Genomic DNA, 18,047 nt, shown 5'->3' with positions numbered 1-18,047 from the left:
TTGCCGGTTTTCAATTTTAATCAAAAAGAACGTCAAACTGTCGATTTAAACAGCACTGATTTTATAGATTATTTAACTGGCGGTAATAATGAAAAATATATTTCAGCCAACCAAGCGTTAGCTAATTCGGACTTATATTCATTAATTTCTCAATTGTCGGCTGATTTGGCACTGGTAAGGTTTCAAATTAAGTCACCACGGATGCAGCGTTTTTTGGCAAGTCCTAGTGTTTCAACTAACGGCTACTCTTTTTGGCAGAGCATGTTTGCACAGCTACTGTTAGACGGCAATGCGTACGCTTATCGCTGGCGAAATGCTAATGGGGTAGATTTATACTGGGAAGGTCTTAGACCCTCTCAGGTTACCACTTACAAAGAGTTAAATGGTCAAGGGCTAGTTTATGATGTTGCTTTTGATGAGCCAAATATCGGCTTGATGACCAATGTCCCGCAAGGCGATATGATTCATTTTAGGCTAATGTCTAGAGATTCAATTGGGTTGACAGGTTACTCGCCTCTTATGGCATTGACGGAAGAACTTGCTATAAAAAATAAATCTAACGATTTGACTAAAAATGCACTAAGCCAATCTGTTACTTCGCCTGGTGTTTTAAGCGTAAAAGGCGGTGGTTTGCTTGATGAAAAGAAAAAAGCAGCACGTGGTCGTACTTTTATGAAACAGATTCGTGATGGCAGAGTAGTTGTTTTAGATGATTTAGAAGAATACAAACCTTTAGAAATCAAGGGCGATGTAGCAAAATTATTGGCGCAAGTTGACTGGACGAGTAAACAAATAGCGAAAGTTTATGGGATTCCTGATAGCTATGTAAATGGAACTGGTGACCAACAGTCTAATCTTGACCAAGAAAATGCCCAGTACGCCAAGGCTTTAAAGCGCTATGTTGGACCAATTGTAAGTGAGTTTAATAAAAAATTAAATGTCACAGTTACACCAGATTTGCGTCCGGCAGTTGATGCAGTAGGAGATAGCTTTGCCGGACGAATCTCTAAAATGGTTAATGACGGAGCCTTATCGCCTACACAAGCACAATTCGTGCTACAACGTGCGGGTTATTTCCCACAAGATTTACCACAATATGAAGGAGGTGAGATAGATGAAAACAATACCAATAAAAGGAACGGTGGTGTCTGATGATGATGCCGAAATTTACGATTGGTGGGGTTATGATTATTCGTCACCGAAAGCTGTTAAACAAGCCTTAAACAACGCCAATGGTGCTGATATTGTGTTGGAAATCAATTCGCCTGGTGGTTATGTGACCGCTGGGGCGGAAATTTATACTGCGTTAAAATCGTATTCAGGAAACATCACAGCACAGATTGTTGGTCAAGCATGTTCGGCGGCTTCATGGATAGCTTTAGCGGCTAACAAGGTAGAAATGTCGCCAATGGCGCAGATGATGATTCACAGGGCTTCTGTGGTCACTGAGGGCAATGTTGATGATTTGTCCAGCTCTTTAATGCAATTGAGTGAAATGGATAAGTCGCTGGTCGATTTATATTCAGCTAAAACAGGACAATCGCCAGAAGATATTTACACACTAATGTCCAAAACAACTTGGATGAATGCAAAAACGGCAGTCGAAAATGGCTTTGCTGATGATATTATGTTTGACAGCCAGCCAGTAATGACTAATGCCGAAGGTGAGTTGCCAATCAAACCGGAATTAATTCCGAAAATGAAAAATTTAATACATAAAGATAGTACAAAAAAGAGTCAGGTTAAAGATAACTTGGCTCTTTTATTATGGGAATAAAAGGAGAATCAAAATAGATGGATATTAACCAATTACATGATGACTGGATTGCCAAAGGCAACAAAGTCACTGATTTATTGAACAAAAAGATTGCGTTAAATGAGGAATACAACGCTAAATTTGCCAATATGAGTGACGATGAAAAAGCAGTATTTAAAGACAAAATGAAGAATGCTGCTAAAGATTATCAAGATGCAATTGATGCACGTGATTTTGCTAAACAAACCTTAGAAGATGCGCGTGCAACGGAAAAGCCAACTGATTTAAAGCCTGTTGAAAAGAAAAAGAGTGACAAGGAATTAGCCAAGGAAATTACTGACAAATTTGTTTCTGATTTAAAGAATATCGCTACTTCTGGAAAAATGCCGGACGGTACTAAAATTACAGGTGACGATACAGATGCAGGTTTGACCATTCCAGAAGATGTACAAACTGCAATCCATACTTTGATGCGTCAATTTGCTTCTTTGGCAAACTTGGTTAACATCGAAAAAGTAACAACACCACGTGGCTCACGTGTTTACGAAAAGCTTTCAGATATTACACCACTAGCCAACTTAGATGATGAAACAGCTCAAATTGGTAATATTGATGAACCGAAACTGACACTAGTTAAGTATGTGATACATCGTTATGCCGGTATCACAACTGCTACTAATACTTTGCTAGCAGATACCTCCGCCAATATAATTTCTTGGCTTGAAAATTGGGCTGCTAAAAAGGATGTGGTTACGCGTAATCAAGCAATCTTAGCTGTTATGGGTAAAGTGCCTGCTAAGCCTACAATTACCAAGTTTGATGATATTAAAGATTTACAAAATAATACGTTAGACCCTGCTATTATTGCTACATCAAGTTATGTAACTAATCAATCCGGTTTTAACATTCTTTCAAAAATGAAAGATGCTGAAGGTCGCTACATGATTCAACAAGATGTAACAAATCCTGAAACTTACCGCATTGGTGGTCACGCTGTAACTGTGGTAGCGGATAAGTGGTTACCAGATGTTAATGGGGCTCACCCACTATATTTTGGCGATTTAAAGCAAGGGATTACTTTATACGACCGTCAAAGTATGTCTATTACACCAACTAACATAGGTGGTGGAGCATTTGAAACTGATACGACTAAAATCCGCTTCATTGACCGCTTTGATGTGGAATTGATTGATGAAGGCGCATTTGCAGCTGCTTCATTTAAGACAGTAGCCGATCAAAAGCCTAATACTTCAGATGCTAAAGCTTAATCATGATTAGCTTTTTAAAAGTTGATGACGAGTTTAAGCGTACGCTAGGCTATTTACCAGATGATGATGCTTTAGACGAGCAGACACTGGCTCGTATGAAATCTACCCTACTGGGGGCTGAAATTTATGTGCAAGGAGCTATTGGTAATAGCACGAATTTTTATAAACGTGAAGATATTGAGCCACTATATCGATTGGCATGTTTTGCAATAGCAGCTAATTTATTTAACCACCCATCAAATGCTGTTAGCAGTACGACTGCAAAAGCTATTATTGGGCAACTACGTGGCAGTTTTGACGAAAGCGAGGAGGATAATGGTTCAACTTCAGAATCCGGACAGACTAAGTCTAGCAATTAAATTCGGCACTATTGATGACCAAGATACTGATATTAATGGTTTACCAACTAGTAACTTTGTATCACGTGGGAGTCCTACACTCTGCGGGTTATGGAGTTTAACTACTAATCAAATGATTCAAATGGCAGGACTTCAGCAAACAGATAATACAATTGTTGTGGTACACCATAAAAATGATTGGTCCGGTATTACTCATGCTCAGTTTAAAAATCACATTTATAAAGTGATTAACATAAATCAGGACCCATATACTAACCCCACTGCTTACGATTTAATAACGATTAGAAAGGTAAGTGATGCTAATGGCTGATGACTTAGATAAACAATTAGAGGACTGGTATAACTCGGTCGTTAATGTTACCAATTTATCTGCTACTGATAAAGGTAAAGTTACAGGTGCAGGTGCAGCTGTTTTTGCTGATAAATTAAAAGTTAAGACACCAATGAGTTCTGAAAAATATGATAAATTTGGACGCTCTACTGGGCACAATAACGCAAAGCACGGTAAAAAGCCGCGCAAAACTAAGCATTTGCGTGAGTCTATAACTTTTGTTCCAGGTAAAAGTGTTGACGGGGTGGCTTCTGGTAATACTTTAGTTGGCTTTGATAGTAAATATCAAGCTATGGTTGCGCGCTTTGTCAATAACGGCACAGCTGGTATGAGTCCCAAAGAAGTTAAAAATATGCATTTTATGGAAGGTGCTGAATTAGACGCTAAGTCTGAAGTTTTAAAGGCTGAGGCACAAGCGTTTAAGAAGGTGACCGGTTTATGACACTAGCTGGAACTATAGCCGCTGAGTTAAATAATGCAGGCATAGCTGACTTGGGTCGAGCTTATGCTTTTTACATTCCAGCGAGTTCTTTAGTTGAGAAAAAGACGCTAATTGCAGTATCTGAAGTTATGCAGGTGCCAACAGAGCATGGTAGTAATGTATACAATCAATTAGTTAAGCAGATACAGGTTAAAATCTGTTATCCGTCAAATACAGTTGATGCGGACGCTTTCGAAAAATCGATAACGTCTTTTTTTATACGCCAAAAATGGCAAAGAAATTCCGACTCTGGCCATTATGTTGATGACCAGAATCGGATTGAAATAGATTTATTTTTTACAAGGAGAGATTAATGGAAGTTACAGGTTTAGACGATATTATCGTTTTCACTTTAGACAAGGACAACAAACTAAAAACTGACCCTTCTAAGGGTGGATTTACATATGATGGCGATAAAGGTAAGGTTTTTGACCCAGTTACGCACGCTGAATTACCAGGGTTATTTAAAATTGATTTGGATTCATCAAAAGGTGCTACTCAAGCAAATATTACTGGTATTGCGCCAACTGTAACTCGCGTTTATGGTTCGAATGCAATCGCTGAAGTTAATAGTGGTACAGAACAGCCATCTATTTCTTTGGGCGCTAACGATATTCCGCACGTCATCTATGATCAATTAACTGGTTTAGTTAAAGATGAATTAGGTGGTTATGCTCGTAAAGGTAGGTCAAATCCAACAAAAGGTGGCGTGATTGCGCACACTTTTAACAAAAACAAAGGAATCGATTTATATGTGGCTTTCCCGTACGGAATTTTTGCGCCGGGAGAATTGAATTTAGGCACTGACACGGAAAATGAAAACGTGGTACATGATGCTTTAACACTATCCGCAAGTTCACGCCCAAGCGATTTACTGCTTTATGAAAAATTCTATTCAGACGAAGTAGGGTTCAATTTTACTAAAATGATTAAGTTTATAACGGGGCAGATTACTAGCGATGACACTGCTCAAAACAAGCAAGCTTCTGATGCTAATGGGACACCCAATAACTAATTAATTGAATAAGCAGGGCGGGAGAGGTAGGCACGAAAGGAATTAATTTATGTCAGTAAAAATTAGCGGTAAAAAATTACATTTAAAAACTTTTGAAATCCCAACTACAGGTAAAAATATGCGTCGTTGCTTAGTTGCACAAAAAGAGTTTGCTAAGGTAAATATGGCAGTTTCTAATCTAAAAGATGATAACGCTGATTCCATTTTGGAATTACTCGATGCGACTAACAAAGCTATTACTACATACGGTGAATTTTTAAGAGATATCTTAAATTTATCAGACGAACAGTTCAAAAAAATTGATGAAGAAGCGGATTTTAATGATGTTAGAGAGTTTGCTGAAAAAATCATGGCTAAAGTGCTAGGTTGGGACGCCGACAAAAGCGAAAACACAGAATCTTAGTGATGATGACCCAGTGCGGGCATATGAGCAAATGATTGAAGATTTTGATTATACCGAGCAACAGATGATTATATGGGCGCATATGACCCCAGAGACTTTCGAAAATACTGATTACCCGCGGCTTATTGAAATCATGAACGCACGTCCACGAGATAAGCGTCCCAAAACTTTATGGGACGTTGCAGATAATATGGATAAATAGAAAGGAGGTAATTGAATGTCAGGAAAAATTCCTGTTGGCGAAATGTCGGTTGATATGACCTTAAATGGCAGTCAACCTGTAAGAACTTTAAGGGAATTAAAGCAAGCCGTAACTAATACCATATCAGCGTGGAAAGCACAACGCGCGGAAATGAATTCGGTTGGTAAAACTACCGAAGCTGCTAAAGCAAAGTATGACGGCTTAAAAACTACCATTGAAAAGCAAAAAGAGTACATTAGCGGTTTATCCAGAGAGCAAAAGCAGTTAGTAGAAGCTCAAAAAAATGTTGATAGGTCAACTAAAGAGGGCAAAGTTGAGTATGGTAAATACGGCGAACAAATTGCTAAAACTGAAGGTCAGCTAAAAAAGGCTGAAATCAGATTAACTTCATTGACTACTCAACAAAGTAAAGCTAAACAGTCGTTAAATTACTATGAGTCTGGGTTAGCCAAGCTTCAAAGAGATTATAAAGAATCATCTGAATCTTCTAGGATTTATATTTCCAGATTAAAAGAAGAACATAATCTTTTTGGGTCTAGTCAAGCTAAACTTAATTCATATCGGTCTGGAATTGCAAATTTAACGGAACAGTTTAAAAAGCAAGAAGCGGAATTAAAGCGTATTGAAAATGAGTCCGGTAAAACTAGTGACGCTTATCGGATACAAGAAAATCGTGTTAATAGGACTGGATTATCACTTGCTGAACTTAGAAACAAGCAAAAAGATGTTCGGGCAGAATTTAATAAATTTCACCCAACAGGTATTGCGGTTGCTGACAAAGCGATAACAACTTTAAGACAAAACACTCATAAGCTTAGCGATTCTTTAAAATCAACAATATCCAATTTCAAAAATACTGCTATTGCAGCTTCAGCTGGTATTGCGGCTACCGGTGCGTTTGCATGGAAAGGTGCTGAAAAAGCTAGTAATTTACAAAAATCGCTGACCGAAAACACAAACTTGTTGATTACATCGGGCGAAAAAGCTAGAGATGTAACTAAAGAAGTTGCTGAAATGCAAAAAGATGGACGTAAGTACTCTATCCAATATGCACAAAGTCAAGATAGTATTGCTAAGGGTTATCAAGAGTTAATCAAACGTGGTTATGATGGTAAGCAGTCATTAGGTGCTATGAAAGCTATTTTACAAGCATCTAAAGCATCTGGTGACGATTTTGCCGACACCATGCAGGTTACCACTTCAGTGCTTGAAGCTTTCGGTATGCGGACAAAATCTACCACTGGCATGTTACGTAATACTAGAATTGTTGCTAACAAGTTAGCGATGGCTGCTGATGCTACTTCAACAGATTTCAAATCTCTTGGAGTAGGTATGAACTATGTTGGTACTTCTGCTAAAACAGCTGGTGTGTCATTGACTGAAACAGCTAGTGCTATGGGTGTCTTATCCAACTCTGGACTTGAAGCTCAGCAAGCTGGTACTGGGCTAAGAAAAATTTTGATTAGTTTGCAAACTCCATCTAAAAATGGAGCTGATGCGCTTCGAAAATACGGTTTATCGGTTGATGACTTTAAAACTAAGTCCGGTAAACTAAAGCCAATTGCTAAAATTTTTCAAGAGATTGCTGATCATGTTCCAAAAGCTGACCGGTCAAACTTTTTCCATAACGTTTTTGGTACAACAGGACAGAATGCAGCTGCAATTTTAGCAACTAATACTAAAGAGCTTGAAAGAGTTAATAAGCAAGTTGCTGGCGCTTATAAAAATAACTATGTTGGCAAGTTAGCTAACAAAAACATGAAAGCTACTAAAAATCAACAAAAGCAATTTCATGAAGCCATGGAAGCAGTTCAGATTGATATAGGTACAGCTATGATGCCGGCTTTGTCTAAAGCCTCTACCGCAATGGTTAAAGTATTTAACCGACCTTCGACCATGAAAGGCATTGAAAAAATAGCCAATGGGATTGGTACCATTGCTAATAAGGTTGCTGATTTAATTAATTGGCTTGGCAAAGGTAATCACATTGAAGTGGTTTCAAATATCGGTAAAAAAATGCTAGAAGCTTTTGCCGGCTATAAACTTTTAAAAGGTATTGTTTCAGTAAAACGTACTCTTTCGGATTTATTTTCTGGAACTTTGTTAGGTAAAAGGAATCAAGACTTATATAATGAATCGCTTGCAGTAACTAACAAACTTCTAAAAGAGAATGCTGCACTTAAAAGTGCTTTAAATAAAGCAGATAATGGTAGTTCAATTGGTGCTGAATTAGGAACAGCTGCAATTGAAAAAGTTGGTGCCAAAGATGCTGAGAAATACGTAACTGGTGTTTCTAAAAACATTCTTAACTCAAAAGGCAAAGTCAAATTTAGGGCTCTCTTTCAGAATGGTACAAAAATCGCTGAAGAATCTGGTTCTGGAGCAGGTCTTGGCTGGGCTCGCAAACTAGTGGGTAAAATTGGCGATGCCAGATTACTTGGCAAAACTAAATGGGCTAAAATTTTTCGTCCAGCCTCAAAAGCAGCTGAAGAAATCGGTACTAGTAGTGGTAAAGGTTTAATAAGTAGATTTTTACCAATTGCTAAAAATGGATTTGGTAAAGTGGCTGGAGTTGCTGCTTTAGCATTTGATGCAGTTGATATTTTTAAAGGACTTACAAGCGGACCAGGTAAAAAAAGGCAACAAGCAAAAGGTAAGACAGTCGGTGCTGTACTTGGAGGAGGTATTGGTGCCGCATTAGGTTCAGTGGTTCCAGGAATTGGAACTGCTGCAGGTGCTACTTTAGGAGCTTCATTAGGTACTTCGTTTGGTGGTAAATTACCTGCACTGTGGAAGCAATTAAAAGCAGGATTTAATAGCTTTGGCAAATGGTTTAATAAAGATTTTTTAGGTGGGCTTAATCGAAATTGGAATAGTTTTGCGGCTGGAATTAGTAATCCAAAAGCTGGTGGTAAATCTAATAATTTTTGGTCACAATTAGGAACTTTAATCCTTCCTAGAAACGCCCAAAATATGGAAAATGCTAGAAAAGGAATCGCTAAAGGCTGGTCCAATTTTTGGAATGATGATTCTGGGAAAAAGAAAAAATCTTCTAAATTAAGTGCTACTGATGAAAAAGTTATGGCATCAGCTATGGATGTATCTAAAAAATCTATCGCTAATGTTAAGTCAATGTCTAAAGCACTCAAGAATTATGCTAAAAACTTAGGTGCAGTTAAAAGCACCATTAAGAAAAATGATCCGTCCAAAGAGCTAAATAGTGTAAGTAGTGCGTTGTCCAAACATGAAAAAACTTGGGGGCGTTTATCTAAAGATATTAAGCCAATTGGAGATGCTTTTAAGTATCTTGCAACCTTTGCAAAATCAATGGCTAAAGTTGATGCCTTTAAAGAACTAACCAGTGATTTGCCTAAACTGGAAAAAGCTTTAAGTAAAAGCAAAAAAGGCATTATAGGTGGTCTAAAAGATTTAAACAAGAGTTTTGGTAGTAAAAAATCCGGTATTTATGAAAAAGTTCAATCTGTAGCTAAGGCTTTCGATAATCTTGATACTAAAATTTATCATTTAAACAAAAAATTAAGTGATACAACTAAAGATTTTAAAGAAATCGGCAAAATATCTAAGCAATTTACTAATAAAAAGAATAATCCTTTCGAGAACATGGCCAAAGGATTAGATAAATTACGTAAATCACTTAAAGCTGATGCTAAAGATATTTCAAAATATATTAGTCAGTTAACTAAGTCACTAGTTAAACCACAAGTCAAAGGCAAAAAAAGCTCAAGCTTTATCAGTGAACTCAAATCGCTTAAAAAGCCACTAAATGATGTTGCTAAAGATATTCAAAAAATAGGCAAATATATTAAGCCTGTAACTACTGGATTTAAGGCAATGGCAAAAGTTACTTCTAAGGTAAAAAAGCTTGAGTCATCTATAAAATCCTTAAGTAATACACTAAAGAAAAATAAGTTCGGCAAACAAATTGCTGACCAAATTAACAAAGCTAACAAAGCCTTTACTAAACAAGGTAAAAAACAAACTTTTGTTGTTCAACTAGAAGATGCATTTAAAAGCTTAGAAAAGTCACTTAAAGAATTTAAAAAGACTTATAACAAGGATTGGGCTGACCTTTGGGATAATGCTCCTAAAAAAGTAGATAAGTCAATGACTAAATCTAAAGATAATCAAGCTGACGGTTTAAAGCATTTAATAAATACTTTTGAAAGTGGTGCTAAAAAGTATAATGCTCACTTTAATTCTTGGCTTGACTATTTAAAGAGAGATTTCAAAAAAGTTTTTGAAAGTGCAATTCCTAGTTATGCTAAAAATGGCATGAGTAAGATGATTGCCACAATCAATAGCGCAACTTCTGGCGTTAATAATGTCATTAAATCGTTTGGTGGTAATAGCAACGTCATTAGTAAAATTCACCTTGCTACAGGTACAGGATTCTTTGGTAGCCAAAGAAAAGCTATTACCCAACCTACTATGGCTGTCCTCAATGACGGGCACGATTCGCCGGAAACTGGTAATCGCGAAGCTATCTATCGACCAAGTACTGGTCAACTAGGCATAGTTAACGGTATTAATGTGCCGGCTCTTTTACACCCTGGCGATGAAGTTTTAAACGCTACTGAAACAAAAATGCTTGGGCTAGTTCCATTTGCGAGTGGTACAGGGTATCTTAAAAAGTTATATGACCAAGCTAAAGCTTATAACAAGCAACCAATTAAGACCTTAGATAATATCTTTAAACTAACAGATTCAGCTAAGGGTGCTATGAAGGCCTTGGTTGAAGGCTCACTTAAAAAAATGGGCAAGCAATCCGTTGATTGGTGGAGTCGGCTGTGGAAAATGGCTGATAACAAAATTAATGACGGGGGTTCTCCGTCTGCTTTGCTTGATGCCGTCAAAAAGTATGGAGAAGGTCATGCTTACCATTGGGGTTCAGAAGGTCCAGAGCTATTTGACTGTTCTGGACTAGTTAAATATGCTCTGAAAAAGGCTTTTGGGATTAACTATGACCACTTCTCTGGAGCACAGTATGCTGCAAGTCAACACATATCCAAGGCTCAAGCTCACTCAGGCGATTTAGTTTTCTGGGGTCCTGGAGGCAGCGAACACGTTGGCGTTTATGCTGGCGGAAATAAATATTTTTCAGCAGAATCTCCTAGCCAAGGAATACATATGAATACTCTAAGCAGTGTGGTTGGCAAAGGTTCACCACTTTTTGCTAGAGTTAAAGGTTTAAAAGAAGATAGTACACCAAAAGTTAAAACTAATTCTGCTTTAGAGAAAAAAATCAAAGTCCAAGTAGGTAGCGGTTTTTGGAAAACTATTAGTAAAATTGCTGAACAGTTTGGCGAACATATGGCAGACCCTGCTGGAGATGGTGTAGCCCGCTGGAAAGCAACAGTTATAAAAGCATTAAAGGCTAATGGGTTTAATGCTACACCATTTCAAGTACAATCATGGCTGAGAGTAATCGCCCGAGAATCAAACGGTAATCCTAAGGCAATTAACACTTGGGACTCTAATGCTAAAGCTGGAATACCATCTAAAGGACTAGCACAAGTAGTACCACCAACCTTTGACCTGTACAAGCAAAACGCACATGCCAATATCTGGAACGGTTATGACAACCTTTATGCTGCTATTAATTATATGAAGCACGCATATGGCAGTAATAGCGCTGCTTTTTCACGTGTTGCAGGTGGTGCATATGCTAATGGTGGTTTATCAATAACCGAAAAACTAGCTCACATTTCTGAGGGTAACAAGCCTGAAATGATTGTCCCTTTAGTTCCAACTAAAGCCACACGGGCGTGGGAACTAATCGGTAAAGCAGTTGGTATCCTATCTGCCCAAAGTGGCTTTAAAAATCAGCCTATAATTGATACAAAAGAAGCTGAAGAAGAGCATGAGTTTAGACACTCTGTTTTGCAGTTGCTAGAGCGAATTGCTACTAAAGATAATTCAGCAAATATTACATTAACTACGCCCGAAGGTAGAACTTTGTGGCAAACAGTCGAGCCGTTTTACAAAGAAGACCAACGTGCTGCTCAAATTAAGCAAAGGAGGGGGTTAAGTGGCAATTTCTAACGGTTTTTCAGGCTTAATTTTTAATAATAAGTCTTCAACGGATTTAGGGATTTTAATAAAATATCCTTTTGACCCAGTACATGCTGTACCAGATATTGACTTAACACATATCAAAGGACGTTCAGGCGATTTTATTCAAGATAACGGTTCATATCAAAATGTGACCGAAACATTTAATTGTATAGTTGAAAGACCATTAAATTACACACAATTTGAGTGGGAAAGAGAGTTGGTTGATTGGCTAATTGCTCCTGAAGTTAATGGTAAAAGGCAGTATCAGTATTTACAGTTTGAAATTGATCCAGAGTATGCTTACAACGCGATTGTACAAACAATGCCGCAGTTTACTTCAGATGAAAATTGTCCAAACTTAGCTACTGGTCAATTGACTTTTTATTGTGAACCCTATTTATACCGCGTTAATGGTATTAATTACATTGACTTACCCGAAAATGGTGTGGTTTTTAATTCTGAAACAAGGGTTGCCATACCCAACTGGCACTTTGTTGCTAATGGCTCTTTTGTCTTAAATGTTAACGATTTAAATTATCAGTTTGATAATATGAACGGCGAATTTTGGCTTAATGGTGACACAGGAGACACCTATGATGCTAAAGGTACGCTTTATAATAATCAGACTCACTTTCCGAATCTATTACCACCCGAACTGCCGGTTGGCGAAAATAGAATTTCAATCAAAGCAGCAGATGGAGTGATTACCCGTGCTGAGTATATGCCACGATGGAGGCGATTAGCTTAATGGCAAAAATTATAATCGGTCAATTACCACAGACAAACTACGCTGAATATGATTATCTGCTAGATTATCCGCATTGGTATTCTAGTGTTACTAGTGATTTAACAACTCCCGGTTTAACTTTAAGCGACGCTGTCAGCTGTCAAGTAACGTGGAATTATAATCAATTTCCGACTTTACAGTTAACTTATCCTAAAGATGGTGTACATGCTAAAAAGTTAGCCGAAAACACATATATTTTGGCTGATATTAACTACAAATTCGTTCATCAACTTTTTAAAATAGTTCATATCCAGAAAGAGTTTGACCAGTTAGTTATTGACGCAAATCATATTTCAGCGACTTTAAATGATGCAACAGTACCAGATGCCATACAATTTAATTCTGCGTCAGCACAAGATTTGATGAATCAAATTATTAATTCCATGCTTCCACAGAAAGAGTTTAATTTTGATAGTGACGTAACAACTATCAGTAATATCAATATCGAGAAAGGTCAGCAAGCAGGAACTTTATTGATTAGCCCTGACGCTGAAGGCGACACTGCAGTTCAATCAGTTCTGGGGATTTTTGGCGGCGAATTGGAATTTGATAACTTCGATATTCATCATTCTAAAAAAGCTGGTGCAGACACCGGCATAATCGTTGATTACGGTAAAAATATTCAATCAATCACACAAGACCGTAACATTGAAAATATGTGGACTGGAGCAGTCTTTGTTGCCACTTATACACCTGGGCAGGCAATTGCAACCGCAGATAACACCGATTGGAATAGCTGGGATACAGAATATTCTAGTCGGGCAACTGTTTACATGGCAGGTGGCTTTGTAAATATTTATGATTCGCCTGTCGAAGGACAAAAGCTAATCAATTCAATTAAAAATGGCGACAAAATATTTTTAGGTAAGTTAGTCCACAATGGCGATATGACACCAGACGGGAAATACCAGATTAACACAGTTAATGGAGATGATTGGTATCCACTAAAAGGTGGTGGTTGGATTAATGCTAACTGGATAAGCTTTGATAAAAGTGGTGATTATCTAGTTAATGATGTTACAGGTGACGGCACAGTTGTATCTAATAGCATATATGATGAATCAGGAGCTGGAACAAGAGTAAGAATGACTGGTACAGCTGTTGTTGCTTATCAAGTTGGCGGCGTGATTCATGGCTACTATTCGCCAGAAATTGGCGCTGACCATTATCGTACAGGTACCACATATAAAAATGGTACCGTTGTTAAATATGATATGGCAGAGCGTAATCAAAATGGCGATTTGTGGTACAGAATTGGTAGTCACGAATGGCTTTTTGGTCCGCACTTATCTCTAACTCAAGATGGGTCTTATAAAAAATACACTAATAACGGCTATGGCGAAATTAAAGAAGGCTCTACTAAATACCAATGGGACGCTAAAAAGAACGAAATGGTGCCAACAACTGAAAAAGTGGTGACTACAAGTAAAGTCAAAAGTCCCTATCGCTGGGTCGGTAAAGGTAAAAATAGACACAAGGTACCTAACAAGTCTTATCATGAGCCCAAAGAAAAAAATGTAAAAGTTAAAGTTCATAAAGGACGAGCAACCATTGACCAAACTATAGTTCAAGGTGGCAAAACTTACCATCATACTAAGTATGGTTGGATTAGTTCGGGCTCAATTGATTATCACAGAAATGGTAGTTACAAGCCTAAATCATGGGACGAAATTTTAAATCAAAAACTCAAAGATGATTCTAAGGTAGAAATTTATGATACCCCTGATAGTCGGAACGCATCTAACTGGTCGATTCCAGCTGGGGCTAGTTCAGTAAATGGTGATTTTAAGATAACTGGTCATCAAGCCCAAGGCGGTGATGGTAAAACTTATATTGAAGTAACATATAAAGGTAGGACAGGGTGGATACCAGAAGATAATTTAACTGACTCAACCTTACACGCTCCAGATGATGACAGCAATAGTAGTGATGACTATGATGCGAGTGTTGACCAATCACAAAAAGAAGTCACAGTAAAAATTGGTCCTTTATATGCAGATGGATTTGGTATTGACCCTAATGTCGATAAAGTAAACACAGTTGATTTAAGTAGCAATTTTAAGCATGATGACCAAGACCTGTCAGGACAACAGCCTGATGGGTCTTTTGTTGCCACTGATGCGGATATCAGTCAGTTAACACAACTTGGTCAAAATTACTTAAAACAATATCGTTATGGCCATATCGATGTATCAACCACAGTTAACTATCAAGAAATGTCGGGGATTAATGCCGATTGGACTCAATTGAGTTTATACGACAATCTTTATGTTCGCTTTCAACCGTACGACTTACAAGAAACTGCTGAAGTTTATGGAGTTCAATTCGACTGTTTAAGTCATCATTATACCCAGATACAGTTAGGAAAGCCTCCTGAAACTTACCAGCACTTGATGCAACAAGAAATTGAGAGCAAATCGAATGAAAAATTCAGCCGAACTAATGGACAAATAAAAAGAGCTTATGGATTAACTGATGCAGTTGCTAAAGCTTTAAAGCTAGAAGGTAATGCCCGAAAAGAAGCTGAAATGGAAATCGGTAAAAGTATCAGACTTATTGATGAAAAAACTGGCAATTTAATGGTTGAACAACAAAAGTTCGATAAAGCCCTGCAAGACTACCATGAGCAAATGGAGGAGACTAAGTCGTGGATAGAATCAGGTGGTACGGCTGTTTTGCAATTTATTGATGCTAATGGGAATCAAACTTATAAAGACCCAGTTGAAATTAGAGCTGTAAATAGTGAAGGGTCACTTATTTTTAATAACCATGGATTAGGCTTTTTTGGGCCAAATGGAGAAACACGAAGTGCTATCGATTCAAGAGGTTGGGTCAATGCTCAATATATTAATGCCGGCACTATTCAATCTTTAAACGCTGAATCGCTACTAGTTAATGGTGCCTTAAAGACTGTTGTTGGAGGCACCACATTAACTGTTGGAACTATCAATGACGCCCTACCTTCTAGCATTAGTAGCATTATTTCAGGGACACATGGTGTGGTCGTAGCCAATGGCAGTGACGCCGTTGTGATTAATAGTAAAAATATCTGGATGATACGCGACGGAGTGCTAAACACAAAACTATCTTCTAGCAGTGACGGCAGTTTAATTAACGGCTTAAACTTGAGTCGTGGGCACATTTATGATGGTAATGGTACTTTTTTAAAAAATGCAGATGGATATTCGTCAATTCAAGATTGGGTCGCTCGTCATTGGGTAGGCGGTAAGAAAGGATTTGATTTTTTATAATGAACAAAGAATTCGAGCATTTAGCAAGTAATATGGCGCTACAGATAGGTAGCTTAAGTATGCAAGTAGCAATTTTGCAAACAGAAAATGAACAACTAAATCAGCGCAATTCGCAATTGCAAGAAACAGTAAATAATTTAAGAGAGAAGGTGGGAAAGTATGAGTCTAGCGCAGATAGTGCTACCAACAAACAAAACGGCTAGTATTGTTAGCGACCACATTCGTAAAATTGGACAAGGAGAACGTGGTCAAGTGTTGTCGGTTATTGTTTTAGATGCTAACAACAGTGCATACGATTTAACTGATAAAATAATAACTTTTTCTGAAGATAAAGAGGGCGGCAAAATTGTTAGTGACAGTGAATCAGAGCGTATTAAAGTAACTGATGCAAAAGCTGGGCGATTTACATATACATTGTGTGAAGCTGTCTATGCAGCAAGCGGTGTAGCATGGTTTGATATTAGTAGTAAAGATGGCACGTTTATCGATACTACTAAGAGCTTTGATATTGAAGTAATTCAAGACGAATCAATCCATATTAATAACGATAACTATGTATCATCTTTAAAAGCATTCGAAACGCATTATCAAGCCGTAATCCAACGAACTGAAGAAAACACTAGTGCTTTAATTGACCAATTCAAAAAAGATATTAATCAAGCAGTTAGTGATGGCAATAATAAAATTCAGACAACTGTAGATTTGTTTAATAAATTAAAATCCGATTGGGACGCTGAATTAACTCGTCAAAAGCAAGCAATCACGAACTTGCAAAATGATTGGAAAGCACAAGCAGACCAATTAAAAGCAGATTTTAACAAAGACAAAATTGCAACAATTAATGCTGCTAATAAAAGCTTTAGTGATAAATTGGCCAGCATTCAAAATGATTATAATGCTTGGAAAATTAACACAATTAATGATTTTCAAAGTCAACTAAGTAGTTTAAAAACAGAGCTGCAGAATGATGAAAATAGACAAACTGAATTAAAAAAAGCAATTGATACAGCTAATGCAGCTATTGGCAAAATTAATAATGTTGACTTTACCAAATTCGCCCATTTAAGTGATTTGGAAAATTACTATAAAAAAACTGAGGTTTACAACAAAATTGAAATTAGTGAAAAACTAGCTGACGCAGGTAAGCTTAAAACGGTTAATGGTCAAGCCCCAGATAGTAGTGGCAATGTAACTCTGCCAAGCTTAGATAATCCAGACTTCACGGTTACAACGTCAACGTTTGACCTTGACACTGTAACTAAGCCAGGTATATATCGCCTTAATGGCACCAACCTAACCACTTCAAAACGAGCTGATGCTCTTACCGCTTTACCATCTTCTGCCTTTGCTGGTGCAAAAGGATTCTTAATTCAAAAATGCTACAATGACTACTATAATACACAGTTTTTAGTACTGTACGACATGCCCAACGACACGGACACAACGTATGCTTTTAGATGTATCGGCTTTGGTACTACCACATACCAAGATACTTTTAAATGCTTGCTAACGAATGCTGCAGACACTGGCGTTAAGAAGATTAACGGTAAGTCCCCTACAAATGGCAATGTATCAGTGCCAATGTATGCAGCAAATTTACTCAAAGGTTCCAGTGAACAGCCTAAAGATATACCACCTAATGCCGCTAATGATGTAATGCACTTTGACACGAAATCGAACACGAAATATACCGTTGCTGTCGACTTAGATTACTCTGCCTTTTCTAGTGGTGCAGCAGGCTGTAAATTGCAGGTAAATAACGGCGGGGGGCTGGTGGATAGCCCTATTGTTACAGCTGGAACTAAGGGCAGGGTAAGTGTAACCTTCACAACACCTCCTAATTGTCCTTGGGTTACTGTTTTGCTTACTAGCAACAGTAGTTACACTGGTAAATATAGTTGTATGAAAGCTAGTCAGTGGCAAGATGCAGATACACCCCCAGATATGACGTGGGTGCCAGCGATTGAAGACTATAGGTCAGATATATCAGTGTTGTCTAGCGGGATAGACTACCTGCAAACTAAGGTTAACAGTAGCCTGCAAACATATAGTGCTTCTGATTATGCCAGTGGCGTTGCCTACTCAAAGTCACATCCTAATGTTTTAGTACTTATATAGG

The 18,047-nt window shown here is 37.8% G+C and carries 15 protein-coding genes; all 15 read left to right on the top strand.

Annotated features, from left to right (window positions below):
* The 15 genes from F5ESL0230_RS04490 to F5ESL0230_RS04420 are packed head-to-tail and all read left to right on the top strand — an operon-like array spanning nucleotide 1 to nucleotide 18,046.
* On the top strand, nucleotides 1-1,152 hold the full coding sequence (locus tag F5ESL0230_RS04490; RefSeq protein ID WP_122021763.1) for a phage portal protein: 1,152 nt from the start codon (nucleotides 1-3) through the stop codon (nucleotides 1,150-1,152).
* Entirely contained in the window at nucleotides 1,145-1,777 is a 633-nt protein-coding gene (locus F5ESL0230_RS04485) for a head maturation protease, ClpP-related (RefSeq protein WP_369931589.1), read from the top strand. Before F5ESL0230_RS04490 ends, F5ESL0230_RS04485 begins: the two co-directional genes overlap by 8 nt.
* Before the next feature lie 17 nt (nucleotides 1,778-1,794).
* Nucleotides 1,795-3,024 carry a phage major capsid protein gene (locus tag F5ESL0230_RS04480; protein ID WP_122021761.1) on the top strand — a complete coding sequence of 410 codons (1,230 nt, stop codon included), beginning with the start codon at nucleotides 1,795-1,797 and terminating at the stop codon, nucleotides 3,022-3,024.
* 2 nt (nucleotides 3,025-3,026) lie between these two features.
* Entirely contained in the window at nucleotides 3,027-3,383 is a 357-nt protein-coding gene (locus F5ESL0230_RS04475) for a phage gp6-like head-tail connector protein (protein WP_122021760.1), read from the top strand.
* Nucleotides 3,340-3,693 (top strand): head-tail adaptor protein, encoded by a 354-nt coding sequence (locus F5ESL0230_RS04470; RefSeq protein ID WP_122021759.1) that lies wholly within the window; start codon nucleotides 3,340-3,342, stop codon nucleotides 3,691-3,693. Before F5ESL0230_RS04475 ends, F5ESL0230_RS04470 begins: the two co-directional genes overlap by 44 nt.
* Entirely contained in the window at nucleotides 3,686-4,156 is a 471-nt protein-coding gene (locus F5ESL0230_RS04465) for an HK97 gp10 family phage protein (RefSeq protein WP_158593058.1), read from the top strand. The genes F5ESL0230_RS04470 and F5ESL0230_RS04465 overlap by 8 nt, the downstream gene beginning before the upstream one ends.
* On the top strand, nucleotides 4,153-4,509 hold the full coding sequence (locus F5ESL0230_RS04460; protein WP_122021757.1) for a DUF806 family protein: 357 nt from the start codon (nucleotides 4,153-4,155) through the stop codon (nucleotides 4,507-4,509). Before F5ESL0230_RS04465 ends, F5ESL0230_RS04460 begins: the two co-directional genes overlap by 4 nt.
* Nucleotides 4,509-5,210, top strand: coding sequence for a phage tail protein (locus F5ESL0230_RS04455; RefSeq protein WP_122021756.1), 702 nt, complete (start codon nucleotides 4,509-4,511; stop codon nucleotides 5,208-5,210). Before F5ESL0230_RS04460 ends, F5ESL0230_RS04455 begins: the two co-directional genes overlap by 1 nt.
* Before the next feature lie 49 nt (nucleotides 5,211-5,259).
* The gene (locus F5ESL0230_RS04450; protein ID WP_122021755.1) at nucleotides 5,260-5,613 is read left to right on the top strand and encodes a phage tail tube assembly chaperone; all 354 of its coding nucleotides are present in this window, start codon (nucleotides 5,260-5,262) and stop codon (nucleotides 5,611-5,613) included.
* A gap of 31 nt (nucleotides 5,614-5,644) precedes the next feature.
* Nucleotides 5,645-5,815, top strand: coding sequence for a hypothetical protein (locus F5ESL0230_RS08485; protein ID WP_199692497.1), 171 nt, complete (start codon nucleotides 5,645-5,647; stop codon nucleotides 5,813-5,815).
* A 15-nt stretch (nucleotides 5,816-5,830) separates the two neighbouring features.
* Nucleotides 5,831-11,878 carry a phage tail tape measure protein gene (locus F5ESL0230_RS04440; protein ID WP_122021753.1) on the top strand — a complete coding sequence of 2,016 codons (6,048 nt, stop codon included), beginning with the start codon at nucleotides 5,831-5,833 and terminating at the stop codon, nucleotides 11,876-11,878.
* Nucleotides 11,865-12,638, top strand: a complete 774-nt coding sequence (locus F5ESL0230_RS04435; protein WP_233551643.1) for a phage tail protein — start codon at nucleotides 11,865-11,867, stop codon at nucleotides 12,636-12,638. The genes F5ESL0230_RS04440 and F5ESL0230_RS04435 overlap by 14 nt, the downstream gene beginning before the upstream one ends.
* Nucleotides 12,638-15,928, top strand: coding sequence for a phage tail spike protein (locus tag F5ESL0230_RS04430; protein WP_158593057.1), 3,291 nt, complete (start codon nucleotides 12,638-12,640; stop codon nucleotides 15,926-15,928). Before F5ESL0230_RS04435 ends, F5ESL0230_RS04430 begins: the two co-directional genes overlap by 1 nt.
* Complete coding sequence (locus F5ESL0230_RS04425) at nucleotides 15,928-16,131, top strand: hypothetical protein (RefSeq protein WP_122021751.1); 204 nt, start codon at nucleotides 15,928-15,930, stop codon at nucleotides 16,129-16,131. The genes F5ESL0230_RS04430 and F5ESL0230_RS04425 overlap by 1 nt, the downstream gene beginning before the upstream one ends.
* Nucleotides 16,088-18,046, top strand: a complete 1,959-nt coding sequence (locus tag F5ESL0230_RS04420) for a BppU family phage baseplate upper protein (protein WP_122021750.1) — start codon at nucleotides 16,088-16,090, stop codon at nucleotides 18,044-18,046. The genes F5ESL0230_RS04425 and F5ESL0230_RS04420 overlap by 44 nt, the downstream gene beginning before the upstream one ends.
* The last annotated feature ends 1 nt before the right edge of the window (nucleotide 18,047 follow it).

Source organism: Lactobacillus sp. ESL0230 (genome assembly GCF_003692805.1).
GTDB lineage: Bacteria > Bacillota > Bacilli > Lactobacillales > Lactobacillaceae > Lactobacillus > Lactobacillus bombicola.
Note: the sequence above shows the minus strand (reverse complement) of the source record. Positions and strands in the feature narration are given on the sequence as shown.

What these genes read in the sequence shown, in the direction of transcription:
- F5ESL0230_RS04420 (WP_122021750.1), top strand. Translation starts at nt 16,088, where the DNA reads ATGAGTCTAGCGCAGATAGTGCTACCAACAAACAAAACGGCTAGTATT.
- F5ESL0230_RS04440 (WP_122021753.1), top strand. Translation starts at nt 5,831, where the DNA reads ATGTCAGGAAAAATTCCTGTTGGCGAAATGTCGGTTGATATGACCTTA.
- F5ESL0230_RS04470 (WP_122021759.1), top strand. Translation starts at nt 3,340, where the DNA reads ATGGTTCAACTTCAGAATCCGGACAGACTAAGTCTAGCAATTAAATTC.
- F5ESL0230_RS04480 (WP_122021761.1), top strand. Translation starts at nt 1,795, where the DNA reads ATGGATATTAACCAATTACATGATGACTGGATTGCCAAAGGCAACAAA.
- F5ESL0230_RS04430 (WP_158593057.1), top strand. Translation starts at nt 12,638, where the DNA reads ATGGCAAAAATTATAATCGGTCAATTACCACAGACAAACTACGCTGAA.
- F5ESL0230_RS04465 (WP_158593058.1), top strand. Translation starts at nt 3,686, where the DNA reads ATGGCTGATGACTTAGATAAACAATTAGAGGACTGGTATAACTCGGTC.
- F5ESL0230_RS04450 (WP_122021755.1), top strand. Translation starts at nt 5,260, where the DNA reads ATGTCAGTAAAAATTAGCGGTAAAAAATTACATTTAAAAACTTTTGAA.
- F5ESL0230_RS08485 (WP_199692497.1), top strand. Translation starts at nt 5,645, where the DNA reads ATGATTGAAGATTTTGATTATACCGAGCAACAGATGATTATATGGGCG.
- F5ESL0230_RS04460 (WP_122021757.1), top strand. Translation starts at nt 4,153, where the DNA reads ATGACACTAGCTGGAACTATAGCCGCTGAGTTAAATAATGCAGGCATA.
- F5ESL0230_RS04455 (WP_122021756.1), top strand. Translation starts at nt 4,509, where the DNA reads ATGGAAGTTACAGGTTTAGACGATATTATCGTTTTCACTTTAGACAAG.
- F5ESL0230_RS04425 (WP_122021751.1), top strand. Translation starts at nt 15,928, where the DNA reads ATGAACAAAGAATTCGAGCATTTAGCAAGTAATATGGCGCTACAGATA.
- F5ESL0230_RS04475 (WP_122021760.1), top strand. Translation starts at nt 3,027, where the DNA reads ATGATTAGCTTTTTAAAAGTTGATGACGAGTTTAAGCGTACGCTAGGC.